The sequence below is a fragment of the Streptomyces sp. NPDC107528 genome, from assembly GCF_055639295.1.
Genome location: NZ_JBVKAV010000011.1, coordinates 242,254 through 259,166, shown reverse-complemented (window position 1 = coordinate 259,166; position 16,913 = coordinate 242,254). Strand labels below are relative to the sequence as shown.

10 protein-coding genes are annotated in these 16,913 nt (G+C 71.0%); 5 read left to right on the top strand and 5 right to left on the bottom strand.

Annotation, left to right across the window (positions count from 1 at the left end; translation table 11 throughout):
- Nucleotides 1–228: 228 nt before the first annotated feature.
- Nucleotides 229–459: a hypothetical protein gene (locus ACZ7L5_RS32550; RefSeq protein WP_471521263.1), complete on the bottom strand. Its 231-nt coding sequence runs from the start codon at nucleotides 457–459 to the stop codon at nucleotides 229–231.
- Nucleotides 460–779: 320 nt separating this feature from the next.
- Here ACZ7L5_RS32550 and ACZ7L5_RS32545 point away from each other — a divergent pair, with 320 nt between their 5' ends.
- The 4 genes from ACZ7L5_RS32545 (at nucleotide 780) to ACZ7L5_RS32530 (ending at nucleotide 8,481) form a co-directional block, all read left to right on the top strand.
- Nucleotides 780–5,051: a HAMP domain-containing protein gene (locus ACZ7L5_RS32545; protein WP_471521261.1), complete on the top strand. Its 4,272-nt coding sequence runs from the start codon at nucleotides 780–782 to the stop codon at nucleotides 5,049–5,051.
- Nucleotides 5,052–5,127: 76 nt separating this feature from the next.
- The gene (locus ACZ7L5_RS32540) at nucleotides 5,128–7,548 is read left to right on the top strand and encodes a SpoIIE family protein phosphatase (RefSeq protein WP_471521259.1); all 2,421 of its coding nucleotides are present in this window, start codon (nucleotides 5,128–5,130) and stop codon (nucleotides 7,546–7,548) included.
- A 118-nt stretch (nucleotides 7,549–7,666) separates the two neighbouring features.
- Nucleotides 7,667–7,837 carry a hypothetical protein gene (locus ACZ7L5_RS32535; protein WP_471521257.1) on the top strand — a complete coding sequence of 57 codons (171 nt, stop codon included), beginning with the start codon at nucleotides 7,667–7,669 and terminating at the stop codon, nucleotides 7,835–7,837.
- A gap of 110 nt (nucleotides 7,838–7,947) precedes the next feature.
- Nucleotides 7,948–8,481 carry a hypothetical protein gene (locus ACZ7L5_RS32530; RefSeq protein WP_471521255.1) on the top strand — a complete coding sequence of 178 codons (534 nt, stop codon included), beginning with the start codon at nucleotides 7,948–7,950 and terminating at the stop codon, nucleotides 8,479–8,481.
- A 56-nt stretch (nucleotides 8,482–8,537) separates the two neighbouring features.
- On the opposite strand, the gene ACZ7L5_RS32525 is transcribed toward ACZ7L5_RS32530, so the two are convergent.
- Complete coding sequence (locus ACZ7L5_RS32525; RefSeq protein ID WP_471521253.1) at nucleotides 8,538–10,658, bottom strand: SpoIIE family protein phosphatase; 2,121 nt, start codon at nucleotides 10,656–10,658, stop codon at nucleotides 8,538–8,540.
- Nucleotides 10,659–10,858: 200 nt separating this feature from the next.
- On the opposite strand from ACZ7L5_RS32525, the gene ACZ7L5_RS32520 reads away from it, so the two are divergent.
- Nucleotides 10,859–11,407, top strand: a complete 549-nt coding sequence (locus ACZ7L5_RS32520) for a hypothetical protein (RefSeq protein ID WP_471521530.1) — start codon at nucleotides 10,859–10,861, stop codon at nucleotides 11,405–11,407.
- Between the two features lie 7 nt (nucleotides 11,408–11,414).
- On the opposite strand, the gene ACZ7L5_RS32515 is transcribed toward ACZ7L5_RS32520, so the two are convergent.
- The 3 genes from ACZ7L5_RS32515 to ACZ7L5_RS32505 form a co-directional block, all read right to left on the bottom strand.
- Nucleotides 11,415–13,658 carry a S9 family peptidase gene (locus ACZ7L5_RS32515; protein ID WP_471521251.1) on the bottom strand — a complete coding sequence of 748 codons (2,244 nt, stop codon included), beginning with the start codon at nucleotides 13,656–13,658 and terminating at the stop codon, nucleotides 11,415–11,417.
- Nucleotides 13,631–15,415: an N-acetylglutaminylglutamine amidotransferase gene (locus tag ACZ7L5_RS32510; protein ID WP_471521249.1), complete on the bottom strand. Its 1,785-nt coding sequence runs from the start codon at nucleotides 15,413–15,415 to the stop codon at nucleotides 13,631–13,633. The genes ACZ7L5_RS32515 and ACZ7L5_RS32510 overlap by 28 nt, the downstream gene beginning before the upstream one ends.
- A 195-nt stretch (nucleotides 15,416–15,610) precedes the next feature.
- Nucleotides 15,611–16,792 (bottom strand): carboxylate-amine ligase, encoded by a 1,182-nt coding sequence (locus ACZ7L5_RS32505; RefSeq protein WP_471521528.1) that lies wholly within the window; start codon nucleotides 16,790–16,792, stop codon nucleotides 15,611–15,613.
- Nucleotides 16,793–16,913 lie beyond the last annotated feature (121 nt).

Sequence of the window (16,913 nt, the reverse complement as noted above, 5' to 3'; positions counted from 1 at the left end):
GCCCGGCCGGCTGGTGCCCCGCAGCACCGATTCCAGCGCCTGCCCGATTGTTCAGTAAGCCGCTCCCTCACCCTGAACAACCCGCGGCGCACAGGCGGCGCACCAAGCGGCGCACCAAGGAGACGCCGCGCCGGAGGAACGGCGCGGTCAGCCCGGCTCGGCGGATCCACGTGCGGCGCTGTGGTAGCGGTCCGCCGGGGCGGTGATTGCCTTGGCGGGCCGCAGGGCTCAGCGGCGGCGCTCCTCAGGCCACGGTCGGAACCTCCGTCGTCCCCACTCCTGCGCCTGCTCCGTCATGCGACGACGCAACCAGATCATCCACAGGCCCAGCGGCGTCGCCACGAGCGCACCCAGCAAGGCATGGCCCCAGCCGACTCCCGCGCCTCCGAACCGGATCACCACAGCCATCAGCACAAAGAACACCAGGACAAAACCTGCATACTTCACCCTCTTCGGCATGCGGCCCCGGGTACCCGCCGAAGCGGTGCATACGACACCCCGAGGGAGACCACTTCGCCGCCTCGAAGTCCGAGCGAAAACCTTCCAAGTACCTCGAATCCCGTCGAGCATGCCTCCCGGAAGGGCGGGTTTCCGTCCAGTCGGGACCTCTGCGCCAGGCTTTTGTTGTCGCCTGGCAACTGAGTTAATCTTCACGGGATTTTCTCATCCGGTCGAGGCGTGTGAACAGCGGAAACCGGACGGTGAGTGGGCCTTCACAGGCCCGGCGCGGTTCCGAGTCCTCGGGGTGAGGGCTCTTGGGGAGCGGAACGAGGGTGCGCATGACCAGCAAGATGATCGAGGCCGTCGACGGACCCCCGGGCGAGCAGGAGCTGCGGCAGCTGCTGGCCGGACTGACCGCCGTACGGGACGGCGACTTCGGTACCCGGCTGCCGGCCGACGGCGAGGGTCTGCTGGGCGACATCGCCACGGTCTTCAACGGCATGGTGGACCAACTGTCCGTGTTCACGTCGGAAGTGACGCGAGTGGCGCGGGAGGTGGGTACCGAAGGCACGCTGGGCGGTCAGGCCGAGGTGCCGGGCGTCTCGGGCACCTGGGCCGATCTGACCGACTCGGTCAACGCCATGGCGGGCAATCTGACCACGCAGGTGCGTGACATCGCGCAGGTGGCGACCGCGGTGGCGAAGGGCGATCTGTCGCAGAAGGTCGACGTCCCCGCACGCGGCGAGATCCTGGAGCTGAAGGAGACCGTCAACACGATGGTCGACCAGCTCTCCGCCTTCGCCGACGAAGTCACCCGCGTGGCCCGTGAGGTCGGCAGCGAGGGACGCCTCGGCGGACAGGCCCGGGTGCCCGGTGTCGGTGGTGTGTGGCGCGACCTCACCGATTCGGTCAACTTCATGGCCGGTAACCTCACTTCCCAGGTCCGCAATATCGCCCAGGTGACGACCGCGGTCGCGCAGGGCGACCTGTCGCAGAAGATCACCGTGGACGCCCGCGGTGAGATCCTCCAGCTGAAGAACACCATCAACACGATGGTCGACCAGCTCTCCGCCTTCGGCGACGAAGTCACCCGCGTCGCCCGCGAGGTCGGCACCGAGGGGCGCCTCGGCGGACAGGCGGACGTCAAGGGCGTGAAGGGCACCTGGCGCGACCTCACGGACTCCGTGAACTTCATGGCGGGCAACCTGACCGCGCAGGTCCGCAACGTCGCCCAGGTGGCCACTGCCGTCGCGAAGGGCGATCTCTCCCAGAAGATCACCGTGGACGCCCGCGGCGAGATCCTGGAGCTCAAGACCACCATCAACACGATGGTCGACCAGCTCTCCGCCTTCGCCGACGAAGTCACCCGCGTGGCGCGCGAAGTAGGCACGGAGGGCAATCTGGGCGGCCAGGCGACCGTCCGAGGCGTGTCGGGGACGTGGAAGGACCTCACCGACAACGTCAACGTGATGGCGTCCAACCTGACCGGCCAGGTCCGCTCGATCGCCAAGGTCGCCACGGCCGTCGCGCGCGGTGACCTCTCTCAGAAGATCACGGTGGAGGCCAAGGGCGAGGTCGCTGCCCTGGCGGACGTCATCAACACGATGGTCGACACGCTCTCCGCGTTCGCGGACGAGGTCACGCGTGTCGCCCGCGAAGTCGGTACCGAGGGACGCCTCGGGGGTCAGGCGCACGTACCGAACGTGGCGGGCACGTGGAAGGACCTCACCGACAACGTCAACTCCATGGCCAACAACCTGACCGGGCAGGTCCGCAACATCGCCCTGGTCACGACCGCGGTGGCCAACGGTGACCTGTCGAAGAAGATCGACGTGGACGCCCGCGGCGAGATTCTGGAGCTGAAGACCACCATCAACACGATGGTCGACCAGCTGTCGTCGTTCGCCGCCGAGGTCACCCGCGTGGCCCGTGAGGTCGGCAGCGAGGGGCGGCTCGGCGGACAGGCCGAGGTGGAGGGAGTCGAGGGCACCTGGAAGCGGCTGACGGAGAACGTCAACGAACTGGCCGGGAACCTCACCCGCCAGGTCCGTGCGATCGCCGAGGTCGCGAGCGCCGTCGCCGAGGGGGACCTGACCCGCTCCATCAACGTGGAGGCATCGGGCGAAGTCGCCGAGCTCAAGGACAACATCAACTCCATGGTGGGGTCCCTGCGTGAGACCACACGGGCCAACCAGGAGCAGGACTGGCTCAAGACGCACCTCGCCCGGATCTCCGCACTGATGCAGGGTCACCGCGACCTGCCTGTCGTCGCCGAGCTCGTCATGGACGAACTCGCGCCACTGGTCTCGGCGCAGTACGGCGCCTTCTACCTCGCCGAGGACACCGAGCGTGGCTCCGACCTGCGGCTCGTGGGCTCGTACGGCTATCCCGACGACACCGGCCGGCCCGAGCGCATCCGCGTCGGGCGCTCCCTGGTCGGGCAGGCCGCACGCAACCACCGTCCCATCAGCGTGGAGGAACTGCCGCCGGGCTATGTGACGATCTCCTCCAGTCTCGGGCAGGCCGTGCCCAGCGCCCTGATGGTCCTGCCCATCGTCGTCGAGGACCAGGTCCTCGGTGTCATCGAGCTGGCGTCCATCGCTCGCTTCACCCAGATCCATCAGGACTTCCTCGCCCAGCTGATGCCGACCATCGGTGTCAGCCTCAACACCATCGTGGCCAACGCCCGCACGGACGAGCTGCTGGACGAGTCCCAACGCCTGACCGCTGAACTCCAGGCGCGGTCCGAGGAGTTGCAGGTCCAGCAGGACGAACTCCAGCGCTCCAACGACGAACTTGAGGAGAAGGCGTCCCTGCTGGTCTCGCAGAACCGCGACATCGAGGCCAAGAACCTGCAGATCGAGCAGGCACGACAAGAGCTGGAGACCCGTGCGCAGGAGCTGGCGCTGGCGTCGAAGTACAAGTCGGAGTTCCTGGCGAACATGAGCCACGAGCTCCGTACGCCGCTCAACAGCCTGCTGATCCTGGCTCAGTTGCTGGCGCAGAACCCTTCGCGCAACCTCACCCCGAAGCAGGTCGAGTACGCGGGGATCATCCACTCGGCGGGCTCGGACCTGTTGCAGCTGATCAACGACATCCTCGACCTGTCGAAGGTCGAGGCCGGCAAGATGGACGTCGCCCCCGAGCGCATCCCGCTGCGCCAGCTCCTGGAGTACGTCGAGGCGACGTTCAGGCCGATGACGACGCAGAAGAGTCTGGCCTTCACGGTGGCGACCGCGCCGGGCACCCCGGCCGATCTGCTCACCGACGGCTCCCGGTTGCGTCAGATCCTGCGCAACCTGCTGTCGAACGCGGTGAAGTTCACCGAACAGGGCAGCGTCGAGCTGCGCATCGAACCCGCAGCGGACCGGGAGGTGCCCGTGGGCGTCCTCCGCGGCGCTCCCGTGGTGGCCTTCCGGGTGAAGGACACCGGCATCGGCATCCCGCAGCAGCAGCTGGAGACGATCTTCGGGGCGTTCCAGCAGGCGGACGGCACGACCAGCCGCAAGTACGGCGGCACCGGCCTCGGTCTGTCGATCACCCGGGAGATCGCCTACCTGCTCGGCGGCGCCGTCACGGTCGACAGCACGCCCGGCCAGGGCAGCACCTTCACGCTCTACCTTCCGGTGACACGCGCCGACTTCGAGGATCTGCTCGACGGTGGCAACCTCGGGGCGGACCAGCCGCATGCCACCGCAGCCGAGCTGTTGCCGGCCTCCCCGTCGGAGGCAGCTGCCATCAAGGCTCCCGAGCAGCGCAGACGGCGCCTGCTCGTCGTCGAGGGCCGTCCGCGCGGGCTGCTGACCCTGGTCGCCGAGCGCGCGGTGGCGGACATCGCCACCGACCCCCACAACCCGCTCGGGGTGATCGACGTGATCACGGCGGTCGGGGCGCAGGAAGCGGCGAGCACGCTGGCCGCGGAACCCTGTCACTGCGTCGTGCTGGAGCTGGACATGCCCGACGACGAGGGCGCCCGTCTGCTGCAGGCCATGGAGGGCGACTCGGCGCTGGCCAGCGTGCCGGTGCTCGTGCACACCGGTCATCACGTGGACCTGGCGCAGGAGCAGATGTTGCGCTCCCGCGCGGACGGCCGCCCGTTGGACTTCCTGTCCAGCCTGGACGATCTGCGCGAACGCATCACCCTGCACCTGTCCGCCGAGGAACCGGGAGACGTGCTGTCGCTCGTACGCGTCGAGGAACCCCAGCGACCGATCGCGCAGGTCGTCGACAAGGCCTTCGTCGGCAGCACAGTGCTCGTGGTCGACGACGACGCGCGCAACCTCTTCGCACTCAGCGGGGCGTTGGAGCTCCACGGCTTCCGCGTCCTGCACGCCGACAACGGCCGCAAGGGCATCGAGACGCTCCTCGCGCACACCGACATCTCGCTGGTCCTGATGGACGTGATGATGCCGGAGATGGACGGCTACGCCGCCACCGCGGAGATCCGTGCGATGCCCCGCTACGCGAACCTGCCCATCATCACGGTCACCGCGAAGGCCATGCCCGGGGACCAGGAGAAGAGTCTCGCGTCCGGCGCGAACGACTACGTCACCAAGCCTGTCGACACCAACGAGCTCATCGGCCGCGTCCAGCACTGGCTGGCCATGTGACGGGGTGTCATGCCGCCGTCCGAACCAGCCGCCCACCCGGCGTCCCTGGACGTCCGAGCCGAGGAACAGGTCAACCGTGACCCATCCCCACCAGCCGGCAGAGCCGGAATCCGCCCGTGTTCCGGCGGGCAGGCCACCCGCCGGAACACCGAACCCCTCCCCCGTCGGCAGGCTGGCGGCGACCGTGGATCGGTTGCGCCGGGAGGTACGGGCGGCCCAGGCGGAGGCGGACGGGCGTGCCCTGATCGAGCTGGCCAAGGGCATCCTCGTCGAGCGGCTCCGGTGCGGGCCGGCGCAGGCGGCACGGCAGCTCGCCGAGCTGACCGAGCAGGCGGGCATGACACCGCTCGAATTCGCGGTCGAGGTCATCAACCAGGCCTCGCGTGACCGGCTTTCCGAAGTGACCTCCGCCTTCCTGGCGACCACAGCGGGCGGCGCCGAAGTCACCGGCCCACCGAGGAGCGACGCCTCCGCCGTACGGCTACGGGCCGCCGAGAGCGGTGCGCTGGCCGCCCGCGACGCCCAAGCCGTGGCCGACTCACTGATGGAGCACGCGCTGAGGCCCCTCGGCGCGGAGGCGGTGGCCATCTGGGCGCTGGGCGGCGACGGGTCGCTCACGTTGGCGGGCAGCGCGGGATTCTCGCTCGCCGAGGCGGGGCGCTGGCGATATGTGCCGCCCGGTGTGGCGACCGTGGCGCGTCGTGGGCTCGGCGAGCGAACGGGCCAGTGGATCGGTTGTCTGTCGGAGACCGGGCTGCCCTCCATCGGCGGGCATCACCACCCGGACGGCGGCCGGGTCGCCGTGCCTGCGGGCACCGGAGGCCGGATCCACGGCGTACTGGAGATCGTCTGGCCCGCACCGCTCGAACCTCAGCCGCCGCAGATCGTCCGCCAGGTCGAGGCCCTGGCCGAGCTGTGTGCGCACACCCTGGAGACCTCCGCCCCGCACCACCCCGACGGCGCTGCGCGGCCCGCCGTCCTGCCGGACGTCGCCGAGCTGATGGACCTGGCCGACGGCCTCCACGACCCGGCGCTGGTGCTCGTTCCCAGGCTGGACGCCGCCGGGGAACTCGTCGACTTCCACATCCACCACGTCAACAGCCGCTTCCTGGACCCGACCGGCCGGCCGCGGGGTGTCGTCAACGGCTCCCTGCTGCTGGAGGCGTACCCGATGGTCGCCGGGGAGAGCGAGCTGTTCGAGCAGATCGAGCGTGTCTACGCCACGGGCGAGCCGTTCCGCGCCCAGCGTATGCGGCTCACCGCGCTGGTCGACGAGGTCCCGCTGGCAGCGGTCGCCGACATCAACATCAGCCGGCATGGCGGCAGCGTCCTGCTCCTGTTGCGCATAGAGGACGAAACAGCACGGTTGGCGAGCCTGCTGCAGCACGCTCAGCGCCTGGGCCGCATCGGCGGCTTCGAGGAGAACCTCCTCACCGGCGAGATCACCTGGAACGTTCAGCTCTACAGCCTCTACGGCAAGCCCGCCGCGAGCGGTCCGATTCCGTTGGAGGACCTGCCCGCCCATGCCCACCCCGACGACGCGGTCGCCATCGGCAGATTTCTGCGCACCCTGCTGCATCACCGCCGTCCCGCGTCCACGGCCTTCCGGCTCCTGCGGCCGGACGGGGTGACCCGGCACATCCGCGTGGTCGCCGAGCCGGAACTCGACTCCGACGGCCGGCTGTTCGTCGTACGAGGCGCCTACCAGGACATCTCCGCCCACCACTGGACGGAGGTCGCGCTCGCCGCCACGCGTGACCAGCTCGCCCACACCGAGCAGCAGGCCATCGAACGCGCTCGGCTCACCCTCCAGCTGCAGCACGCGATCATGCCGCCCGAGCATGCCCCGCTGGAGGCCCCCGGCTTGCGCGTGGCCGTGCGCTACCGGCCCGCGGAGACCCAGCAGCTCGTCGGCGGCGACTGGTACGACGCGGTCGTGCTGCCGTCCCGGCTGGTGCTGCTGTGCGTGGGAGACGTCGCCGGGCATGGGATCGAGGCGGCCACCAGCATGGTCGTCCTGCGCAACGCGCTGCGCGGACTCGCCGTGACGGGTGCCGGACCGGCCCAGTTGCTGGCCTGGCTCAACATGGTGGCCCACCATCTGACGGGCGCCGTCACCGCCACCGCGGTGTGCGGCCTGTACGACCCCGAGCGCCGCACGCTGCGCTGGGCCAGGGCCGGCCATCTGCCGCCGGTGCTGGTGCGCGGCAGCGAAGCGACGCCGCTGCCCCTGGTGAAGGGCATGCTGCTCGGTGCCGTACCCGAAGCGGCGTACCAGGAACACGAGGTCCAACTGGCCGTCGACGACACGCTGTTGATGTACACGGACGGTCTGATCGAACGCCGTGACCGTACCGTGGAGGAATCGCTGACCCAGTTGCTTGCGGCTGCCCGCACGGTCCCGCCCACGCTCGAACAGCAGCTGGACCGTCTGCTCACCTACAGCAAGTCCGACACGGACGACGACACCTGCATCGTGGGCGTCCGGGTGGACTGAGCGCAGTGGATACACCCTCGGGTCGACCGGGTGCGCGACATGGCCGACGACATCGCCGGGATCGGCCGCGAGGACGCCAAGGCTCCTGGCGCTCGACCCCACCGATACGGACCAGTCGATGGCCCAGTCCGCCGTGCTACGGCACCTGGATCGCCGAGCCGGCTGGCTTCAGCTCAAAGCCGCCGCCGCGTCGAGCAGCAAGGCCTTGGAGATCCTCGCCGCGGGCGGCCGTGCCAAGCGGATCCGTACTACGGCCGAGACCACTGTCAGGCAGCGGAGCGAGCACTGAGAGTGCCTGGTCATGCCGTCATTCACACAAACCTCCTGAACACCGGATAGGCGGTGTGAGAGTGGAAACCCGGGGCGAAGACCCTTGGAGACCTGCGGAGGGAGTTCGAGATGAGCCAGGTCAGGACGAGTGCGTCGGATCTGCCTTTTCCGTTGCGGATCGTCGGCTCCGGGCTCCGGCGTCTGCCCGGGGCTGAGCAGGTGGGCAAGGTCGCCGGCAGTGCCCTGGACCGGATCGGGGCGGTGTCTCCTCGTGGCCGCCGGATCGCGGTCTACACCGGAGCGGGAGTGCTCGGCGTGGCCGGGGTGGTGGAATGGCCCGTCGCCGTCACCGGCGCGGCCGTCGCCTGGCTGACCCAGCCGCGTCCGCGCCAGGGCGGGCAGGAGGAGGCGGCGCAAGACGGCAGGCAGCGCCCTGCGGCCGGATCCGGCCCTGCCTCCACGGAAGCCGCCGACGCCCGTCCGGAGCCCCACGGTCCCGGCAACAAGCTGGCTTCCTCCCATTTCCACCAGGACCGTCCTGCGGCCCCCGTGCACGACGAACCCGCCAAGGTCGGGGACCCGGCCACGGCATCGGGGCTCAAGCGGGTCGCGGAGGCCTCCACCCACCACGATGAACCGGGCTTCTCCGACGAGCGTTCCTGAGGAGGCCGGCCGGGGCGGCCGTGCAGGCGCTGTCACAGCGCTGGTACCGCCTGTCGTCAGTGGTGCGTCTCGTGCTGCAGGACGAGCAGGGCGATGTCGTCGGTGCGCTGTGCGGTGGCGGCGGCGTTCCTCAGCAGCGTGTCGATGAGGCCGTCCAGGTCTCGGTCGTCGGCGGCGGCGAGATGGTGTGCGAGCTGGGTGATGGAGTCGTCGAGGTCGGTGCCCGGTGTTTCGACGAGGCCGTCGGTGTAGAAGGCGAGCAGCGTCCCGGGAGTGAGCGGGATCCCCGTCACGGGGAAGTCGGCGTCGGGGTCGATGCCGAGGAGGGGCCCGGGCGGGACGGCGACGGGCCGTGTGTCCCCGTCGGGGCTGCGCAGCAGGGGTGGCGGGTGGCCGGCGCTGGCGAGGGTCACGCGTCCGCGGGCGAAGTCGAGGTGGGCGTAGAGGCAGCTGGTGAACAGGTCGGGGGCGAGGTCGACGAGGACCCGGTTGATCCGGTGGAGCACCTGGTCGGGAGGCGTGCCGAGGGTCGCGTGGGCGTGCACACCGGTGCGTACCTGGCCCATCAGGGCGGCGGCTGCGACGTTGTGGCCCTGGACGTCGCCGATGACGGCTGCGGCCGCGGTGTCGCCGAGCCGGATCAGGTCGTAGAAGTCCCCGCCGATCTCCATGCCGCGCGTGGCGGGCAGATAGCGGGCGGCGACGCGCAGGCCGGCGACGGCGGGCAGGCTGCGTGGGAGCAGCGCCTGCTGGAGGCCGTGGGCCAGCTCGTGTTTGATGTCGTACAGGCGGGCGCGGTCGAAGGCCTGGGCGATGAGTCCGGCGAGGGAGGTCATGACGGCCCGTTCCTCGGCGGGGAACTCGTGAGGGCTGTCGTAGGACAGGATGCATACGCCGACGGGCCTGCCGGAGATGATCAGCGGCAGGAACGCCCAGGCCTGTTTGCCGCTGATCAGCGGTGCCTCGGGGTAGTCGCGCCGCATCTCGTCCACGCTGGCGAAGAACGCGGGGATGCCGCTGCTGAGGACCTTGCCGGCCGGGGTGAAGGACGTGTCGAGGGGGAGGCCGTCGAGCCGTCTGATGGTGTCGGCGGGATAGCCGCGGTGACCGGTGATGCGGAGCCGGCCGGCGTCAGCCGTGGACATGACCAGGCCCTGGGCGCCGTAGGCGGGCATGATCTGGTCGGCGACCAGGTCGACGACGTCCTGGACGCCGACGACCTCGGTCAGCGCGGCGGCGAGGTGGGTGAGTTGGTACAGCTGTCCGCCGCGAGCCGGCGTGGCGGTGCGCGTGGACCGGCGGGGCGCCGGTGAGGGCGGCGCGGGCCCGCCGGTGGGGACGATGCGGACGCTGATGCCGCTGGCGTCCGGGTACAGGTGGATGTCCAGCCATTGGTCCGGGGGACGGCACGCGGTGAAGGAAACGGGTTCCCGGCTGATCAGCGCGGCGCGGTAGCCGTCCTCGTGGGCGGGGTCGTCGAGCCAGCGAAGGGACTGCCAGGGCCGGGTGCCCAGCAGACGGCCGGCCTCGCAGCCCAGCAGTGCGCAGGCACCGGAGCTGACGTAGGTGAAGCGCCCTTCCAGGTCCAGGGCGCAGCTTCCGCCGGGCAGGCGCTCGACGAAGTCCGCCACGGCCGGATCGGTGCTCGCGGTTCGGCGACCGATGCCGACGGCGACGACGCGTGGCTGTTCGCGGCGGGCTGCGGATCCCGGCTTCTCGGCGGCCTCCTCCACCAGTCGGGCCAGCCGTCGGCAGCTGGACGTGATGTTGCCCCGCTCCCGTTGGGTCATGTACGGCGGGCGCGTGGCCGGCCACATCAGCAGCAGGGACCCGCGCGGCCGTACGCCGGTGACCGGCGCGGCGACCAGCGCCAACGGGTACGGGAGCACCACGGCCGTGCGCGGGTAGGAGCGGACCATCTCGTCCTGGCTGCCGACCCACACCAGGCGGTCCTCACGTACGGCGTCGGCCACGGGTGCCGGGGAGGCGAGCGGAACCCTGGCCCACGGTGCGGCGAACTCGATCGGCACCCCGCACAGCACGTCCAGACACAGCAGCCGCTGGTCCGGTGCGAGCAGGTACAGCGCGCCGATGGACGCGCCGGTTCGGCGCACCGTCTCCGCGAACGCGGCATCCAGTGCGTCGTCGTCCGGGGCCGGATCACCCGTACCGGTCATGCCGACTGCTCCCCTCGGGGCGCGGCATTCGGACGCCGCACGTAGCCGTGCTCGCCCATATGAGGACGCTACGCCCATGCGGGGCCGTCTGTCCCGCCCGTTTCCTGTGGCCCTGTGTGGGGGACTCGCCTGCTGTGGTGGCACCGCGGCTGCGTTTCGACGGCTGGATCGCCGGTCTGGGCACGTCCTCCGGAACGCGGATGGTGCTCGGGCGCTGGGAGCGGTCGCCGTTCGGGCGGTTCAGCGACGTGATGGTGGAGCGGGCCGACGGGGAACGGCTCTTGCTGGCGCCCACACCGGAGACCGCCGACTTCATCAGCAGCACCTACATCTTCGACACCGTACGAGTCGCCCCGGTCGACGTACGTGTGGCCGACAGCACCTGGACTGTCGCGGCGGGCCCCCTCGACCTGTGTTTCACCACCGGCCGACGAGGGCCGCTGGGGCTCCTGTTGTGCGCCGTGCCCGGATTCCTCGCCCGCCGTCCGGCATGGAGCGCGCTGACGGACCGGCCTGCCGGTGTGCTGCTGCGCGGCGTGCGGACACGGGGCAGTGCCGGTGCGGGCCGCCGCGAGTGGTACGGCGCACGGGATCTGCGGCCGGTCTCCACCGTGTCGGCCGCTTGGGAGGGTCAGTACCTCGGTGAGCTGGCGGCCGTCGAACCGCCGGTGCGGTTCGGGTTCGGTTCTGTGCCGGCCGGGCCCGCCGTCACACGGGTCACGACCACGGTGGAGCTGGGCCCCGCATGAGGCCGGTTCACAAGTGGAGGTGGCCTTCCAGCCAGTCCGCCGCGGCCCGGCGGAACAGTCGCCGGTTGTCGGCGCGCAGGAAGTCGTGGCCCTCGTCGCGCAGAGTCAGCAGTTCGGCTTCGATGCCGCGTTCCTGCGCGGCGCGTACGAACTGCCGGGACTCCCCCAGCGGCACGTTGGTGTCGTGTTCGCCGTGGACGGCCAGCAGCGGGACCCGCAGTGCGTCGATGCGGCTCATCGGCGACAGGGTGCGCAGGAGCTCGCGGTCGCGGTCCGGGTGGCCGTACTTGTGAGCGGCCGATTCCGCGATCCAGGGCTCGGTGCCGGCGAAGAAAGTGAGGAAGTCCGACATGCCGCAGACCGCGACCGCGGTGCGGAACAGATCCGGGTGCCACACGACGGAGGCGAACGTCAGATAGCCCCCGTACGAGCGGCCCATGACCGCCAGCCGCGTCGGATCGGCGGGGCCGGCCATGACCGCGTGGCCCGCGCAGTCGGCGACGTCGTCGAACGCCTCGAAGCGTCCTGCGCCCAGGTCGGCGTCGACGAACGACCGGCCGTGCCCCAGGGAGCCTCGGACGTCGGGGGCGAAGATGTCCAGGCCGCGCCCGACCAGCTCGTGGTAGAGCGGGCTGAACACCGGCCGTTCCTGCTCTTCGGGACCGCCGTGAAGGTGGATCACACAGGGTGCCGGCTCGTCCGGGGCCCGGCCCGGCGCCCGGTAGTACCAACCGCTCAGGGGCAGCCCGTCCCTCGCAGTGAGACGCAGCGGGACGGGGCGTACCGGCGGGCGGCCCGGCGGGACGGCGTCCTCGTCCTGGGAGGACCAAGGCGTGCGCAGCATGGAGACGCCCTCGTGAGCCCGCCAGAGGCCCGGTCGGCGTTGCGAGCCGGACAGCGCCAGGACCAGGCCCCCGGCGCCGGCGGCGGTCACGCGGGTGGCGACCTCGTGGGGCAGGGGAACGGGCCGTGCCGGGCCCGTGTCGTCCGGGGGCTGTCGGGTCGGGTGGGTCTCGACGAGTTCCAGTTCGTTCGCGCCCTGGACGTTCCATGCCAGCGCGGCCGTGCGGCCGTCGTGCGCCAGTGTCAGGAGTTCGAGGTCGACCCCCTCGCGTTCCGCCGCGAGGGACACGCCGCGTGGGGCGCCGTCGGTATCCAGAGCGACCGCGAGGAGCGCCGCGTACTCCCGGTCGGCGTTGCTGCGCAGCCACAGTGTCCGCCCGTCGGGAGAGAACCGGCCGATCCAAGGGTCGCCGTCGGCGACCGGCATGGCGAAGGTGCTCTCCGAGTCGGCGGTGCGTCGGACGACCGCCTCCCTGCGTCCGCGCGGCCCGCGGCGCAGCAGTGCGAGGCTGCCGTCCCGGCTGAGGTCGCACACCCGGAGGGAGGCGGCGTGGGTCTCCCTGGTGAGCAGGGCGGGGGAAGCCAGGCCGTCGGGATCGATCAGGTAGACGGAGAGGCCGCCGTCGGGACGCACCGTGGGCGCCGCCGGAGTCCGGAGGTCGCTTGCCGTTCGGCTCCGTTGCTCCCCTGGTGCCCCGTCGTACGCGGCTGGGCCGAGAAGCGTCGCGCGACGGTCCCGGTCCGCCCAGTCGGTGGGCGGGCGGATGCCGTCGGGGCGGCCGTCGGCAAGGTCCGGGTCCCGCACGGCGTTCCCCGTGATGATCCCGTACTGCTGGGTGGCCGGAGCAGCGAACGTGACGGCGACGGACGAGCCGTCGTGTGCCCAGCAGCCCAGATAGGCGGAACTGGCCGGGTCGGCCCCCGCCAGGAGGCGCCGGCCGGTGCCGTCGGGCCGCACGCACAGGACCCGGGTGTGCTCTCCGCCGCCCGGCGCGGTGGTGTATGCGATCCACTGTCCGTTCGGTGACCAGGACACCTCTTTCACAGGGTCCGGTGAGGAGTCGAGCAGCCGCACCTCGTCACTGTCGACGGAGCCGGCCCACAGCTGGGGGACGCCTCCTCGGTCACAGATGAACGCCACTTCGGTGCCGTCCGCGTTGGCCGAGGGGTACCAGCAGCCGTGGGCGCGCAGCCGGGTCACGGCGTCCCGGGGACCGCCTGCCTCGGGCAGCGGAAGGGGCGCTGGAGCGGCGGCGCGGGCGGCACCGTACAGATCCCCCGTCCGGCTGTCAGAGGGCTCCACGGTGGCCGAAGTGAGTGGCTTGGGACCCGCGAACACGGGCGCCGGGCCGTGCGCCACCCGCCTGCCCCCGGCTTCGGTCACTTGATTCCGTGGGTCTGCAGCCATATCTCCAGCAAAGCAATCTGCCACAGGGCGTTCGCACCCCGATGGGTCCGGTGCTCGTCGGGCGCCGCGAGGAGCTCGGTCACGTACGACTCCTGGAAGAGGCCGCGTTGCTTCGCCTCGGGCGTCTGGAGCGCTTCACGTACGCGTTCCAGGACGGGGCCCGCCATGTGCCGGATGGCCGGCACGGGGAAGTAGCCCTTGGGCCGGTCGACGACTTCGCGAGGCAGGAGCTTGCGGCCCGCCTCCTTGAGCACACCCTTGCCGCCGTCGGCCAGTTTCAGCTCCGGCGGGCAGGCCGCCGCCAGCTCGACCAGCTCGTGGTCGAGGAACGGAACCCGTGCCTCCAGGCCCCAGGCCATGGTCATGTTGTCGACCCGTTTCACGGGGTCGTCGACGAGCATGACGTGGGTGTCCAGCCGAAGAGCCGCGTCGAGCGCGGTCTCCGCGCCCGGGACCGCCATGTGGCTGCGGACGAAGCTGCCCGATACGTCGTCGCGCGGCAGCATGTCCGGCTGCAAAACCCTGGCGAGGTCGGCATGCGGCCGGTCGAAGTAGGTCGCGGCGTACCGCTCCGGTTCGTCCTCGCGGGAGACCTCCGCCAGCTGCGGGTACCAGTGGTAGCCGGCGAAGACCTCGTCGGCTCCCTGGCCGCTCTGCACGACCTTGACCTCCTTGGAGACCTGCTCGGACAGCAGGTAGAAGGCGACCACGTCGTGGCTGATCATCGGCTCGCTCATGGCCGCGACCGCCCCGTCCAGAGCCATCGACACCCGGTCGGAGGGAACCATCAGCTGGCGGTGGTCGGTCCCGAACTCGCGGGCGACCAGGTCCGAGTACTGGAACTCGTCGCCCTTCTCGCCGCCCTCCGTCTCGAACCCGACGCTGAACGTCATCAGGTCGTGCAGGCCCTCGTCGGCCAGCAACGCGACGATCAGACTGGAGTCGAGGCCGCCGGAGAGCAGGACACCGACCTCCACGTCGGACACCATCCTGCGGCGCACGGCCGTGCGGAGCGCGTCCAGCACCGCGTCACGCCATTCGTCCGCGCCCATGCCGGCGTACTCGGCCCGGCGTGTGTACTCCGGCTGCCAGTAGCAGTGATCCCGATGGGTGCCGTCCGGTTCGACGACCCGCACGGTGGCGGGCGGGAGCTTGTGCACCCCGTTGAGGACGGTGCGCGGCGCCGCGACGGTGGCGTGCCAGCTCAGGTACTGGTGGACGGCGACCGGATCGAGCGATGTGTCCACGTCTCCGCCGGCGAGGAGAGCGGGCAGCGTCGAGGCGAACCGCAGCCGGCCCGGTGTCCGCGCGAGGTACAGGGGCTTGATTCCGAGCCGGTCCCTGGCGAGGACCACACGGCCGGTCCGGTGCTCGACGAGCGCGAAGGCGAACATGCCGAGGAAGTGCTCGACGCAGGCGGTGCCCCACTGCTGGTAGGCCTTGAGTACGACCTCCGTGTCCGACGTCGACTCGAATCGGTGCCCGAGGCCGCGCAGCTCTTCGCGCAGCTCAGGGTGGTTGTACACGCAGCCGTTGAAGACGCCGGTGACCTGACCGCGGGGGTCGGTCATCGGCTGGGCTCCCCGGTCCGAGAGATCGATGATCTTCAGTCGCCGGTGTCCCAGTGCGACCGGGCCCCGCGCCCAGGTGCCCTGCCCGTCGGGTCCACGGGCGGCGAGCCGGTCGGCCATGCGTTCGACGGCAGCCTCGTCGGCTCGCCGGCCGTCGAAGCGGACCTCGCCGGTCAGACCGCACATGACGTCCCGCCTCCCTTGCTCGCGTCGGCGTCGGCGCGCCTGCACGGGGGTGCCGGTGCGCGGGCGCCGGTCAGGAGGGTCTGGGCGGTGCTGCGAGACATCACGTGACCTTTCTGCGCGGGGACGAGAACTTCGCCGTGGCCGCCGGGCGGCCGCTGGCGGGCCGGCGGCCGATGCCGTCCGGGGCCTCGGGGGCTACGGCGGAGGCGGGCCGCCCGGGACGATGGAGGAGGGTGAGCCGTCCTGGACGACGGCACGGGCGGGGCTGCGGTCGGGCAGCGGAGGCCTGCGGCGGCCGTGTTCGCCACGGGTCTCTGCGATCAGCATGTCGACGCAGGCCAGCAGGTCCTCGTCCTGTGCCGCACGGCGCATCCGCCGGGCAGCGCTTCCGTTCGCTAGGGCCGACCCGGTGAGCTCCCGGACGATCTGCCAGTCCCCGTGGGCTTCCAGCGCGGGCCGCAGCCGGACGAGCAGCTTGCGCACCACCGTGTGCGCGGGTGCCTCCTCGTGGGTCTCGGGGTCCACCAGCGTCCCTTCGAGTCCCGACCGGGCGGCACGCCACGACGCACCCCGAAGCCACTCGTGCCGCCTGGTGCACCCGGGGGCATCGCCGCGGCCGAGACGTTCGCGGGCCTCGGTCACCAGGGCACGGAACAGTCCGGCGATGAGCACGACGGTCTCCGGGCGCGGACAGGCATCACAGGTGCGCAGTTCCAGCGTGGGCAGATGGTCCGACGGGCGGACGTCGTAGTAGATCATTCCCGCGTCGCTGATGATCCCGGCGCGCACGAAGTCCTCCACGGCAGCGTCGTACTCGGCCGCGTTCGGGAAGCAGCCGACCGGCCCCGCGGTGGGCCAGCGCTGCCACAGCAGGGTGCGCCAGCTCGCGTAGCCCGTGTCGGCGGCCTGCCAGAACGGCGAACTGGCGGAGAGGGCCAGCAGCACCGGCAGCCAGGGCGAGATCTCGCACATGGCCCGTACGGCGGTGTCGCGGTCGGGTACGTCCACATGAACCTGGGCGCCGCAGATGAGTTGCTCGTCGGCGACCTTGCGGTACTCCTCGGTCATGTGGCGGTAGCGTGCTCCGGCTGTGGTGTGGGCCGAGGCCGCGGGCGCCAGTGGGGCCGTGCCGGCGGCCACCACGGCCAGCCCCAGCGAGGAGGCTGCCGCGTCGAGCCGCCGCCTCAGGTCCGTGAGGTCGGCGTAGAGGTCATCCAGGGACGTGTGCACGGAGCTGTTGGACTCCACGGTGCACTGATGCAGTTCGGTGGTGTAGGTCCGTCCCGGAAGCCGTCGCAGGATCGCGTCGGCTCGCGGCACGAGCAGTCCGCTCTCCACCTCCAGGACGTGAAACTCTTCCTCCACTCCGATGCGCATGCTCACGTTCACTCCTACGAATCCCGGCGCCTGCCGCAAGGGAGGGGGCGACCCGACCCCGGGCGGTGGGGCGGCTGTGGTGTGCTCTGAGTTCCCAGTCCCCCGGGACGTAAGCCTGCCG

What these genes read in the sequence shown, in the direction of transcription:
- ACZ7L5_RS32545 (WP_471521261.1), top strand. Translation starts at nt 780, where the DNA reads ATGACCAGCAAGATGATCGAGGCCGTCGACGGACCCCCGGGCGAGCAG.
- ACZ7L5_RS32530 (WP_471521255.1), top strand. Translation starts at nt 7,948, where the DNA reads ATGAGCCAGGTCAGGACGAGTGCGTCGGATCTGCCTTTTCCGTTGCGG.
- ACZ7L5_RS32510 (WP_471521249.1), bottom strand. Translation starts at nt 15,415, where the DNA reads ATGTGCGGTCTGACCGGCGAGGTCCGCTTCGACGGCCGGCGAGCCGAC.
- ACZ7L5_RS32550 (WP_471521263.1), bottom strand. Translation starts at nt 459, where the DNA reads ATGCCGAAGAGGGTGAAGTATGCAGGTTTTGTCCTGGTGTTCTTTGTG.
- ACZ7L5_RS32515 (WP_471521251.1), bottom strand. Translation starts at nt 13,658, where the DNA reads ATGGCTGCAGACCCACGGAATCAAGTGACCGAAGCCGGGGGCAGGCGG.
- ACZ7L5_RS32525 (WP_471521253.1), bottom strand. Translation starts at nt 10,658, where the DNA reads ATGACCGGTACGGGTGATCCGGCCCCGGACGACGACGCACTGGATGCC.
- ACZ7L5_RS32520 (WP_471521530.1), top strand. Translation starts at nt 10,859, where the DNA reads ATGGTGCTCGGGCGCTGGGAGCGGTCGCCGTTCGGGCGGTTCAGCGAC.
- ACZ7L5_RS32535 (WP_471521257.1), top strand. Translation starts at nt 7,667, where the DNA reads ATGGCCCAGTCCGCCGTGCTACGGCACCTGGATCGCCGAGCCGGCTGG.
- ACZ7L5_RS32505 (WP_471521528.1), bottom strand. Translation starts at nt 16,792, where the DNA reads ATGCGCATCGGAGTGGAGGAAGAGTTTCACGTCCTGGAGGTGGAGAGC.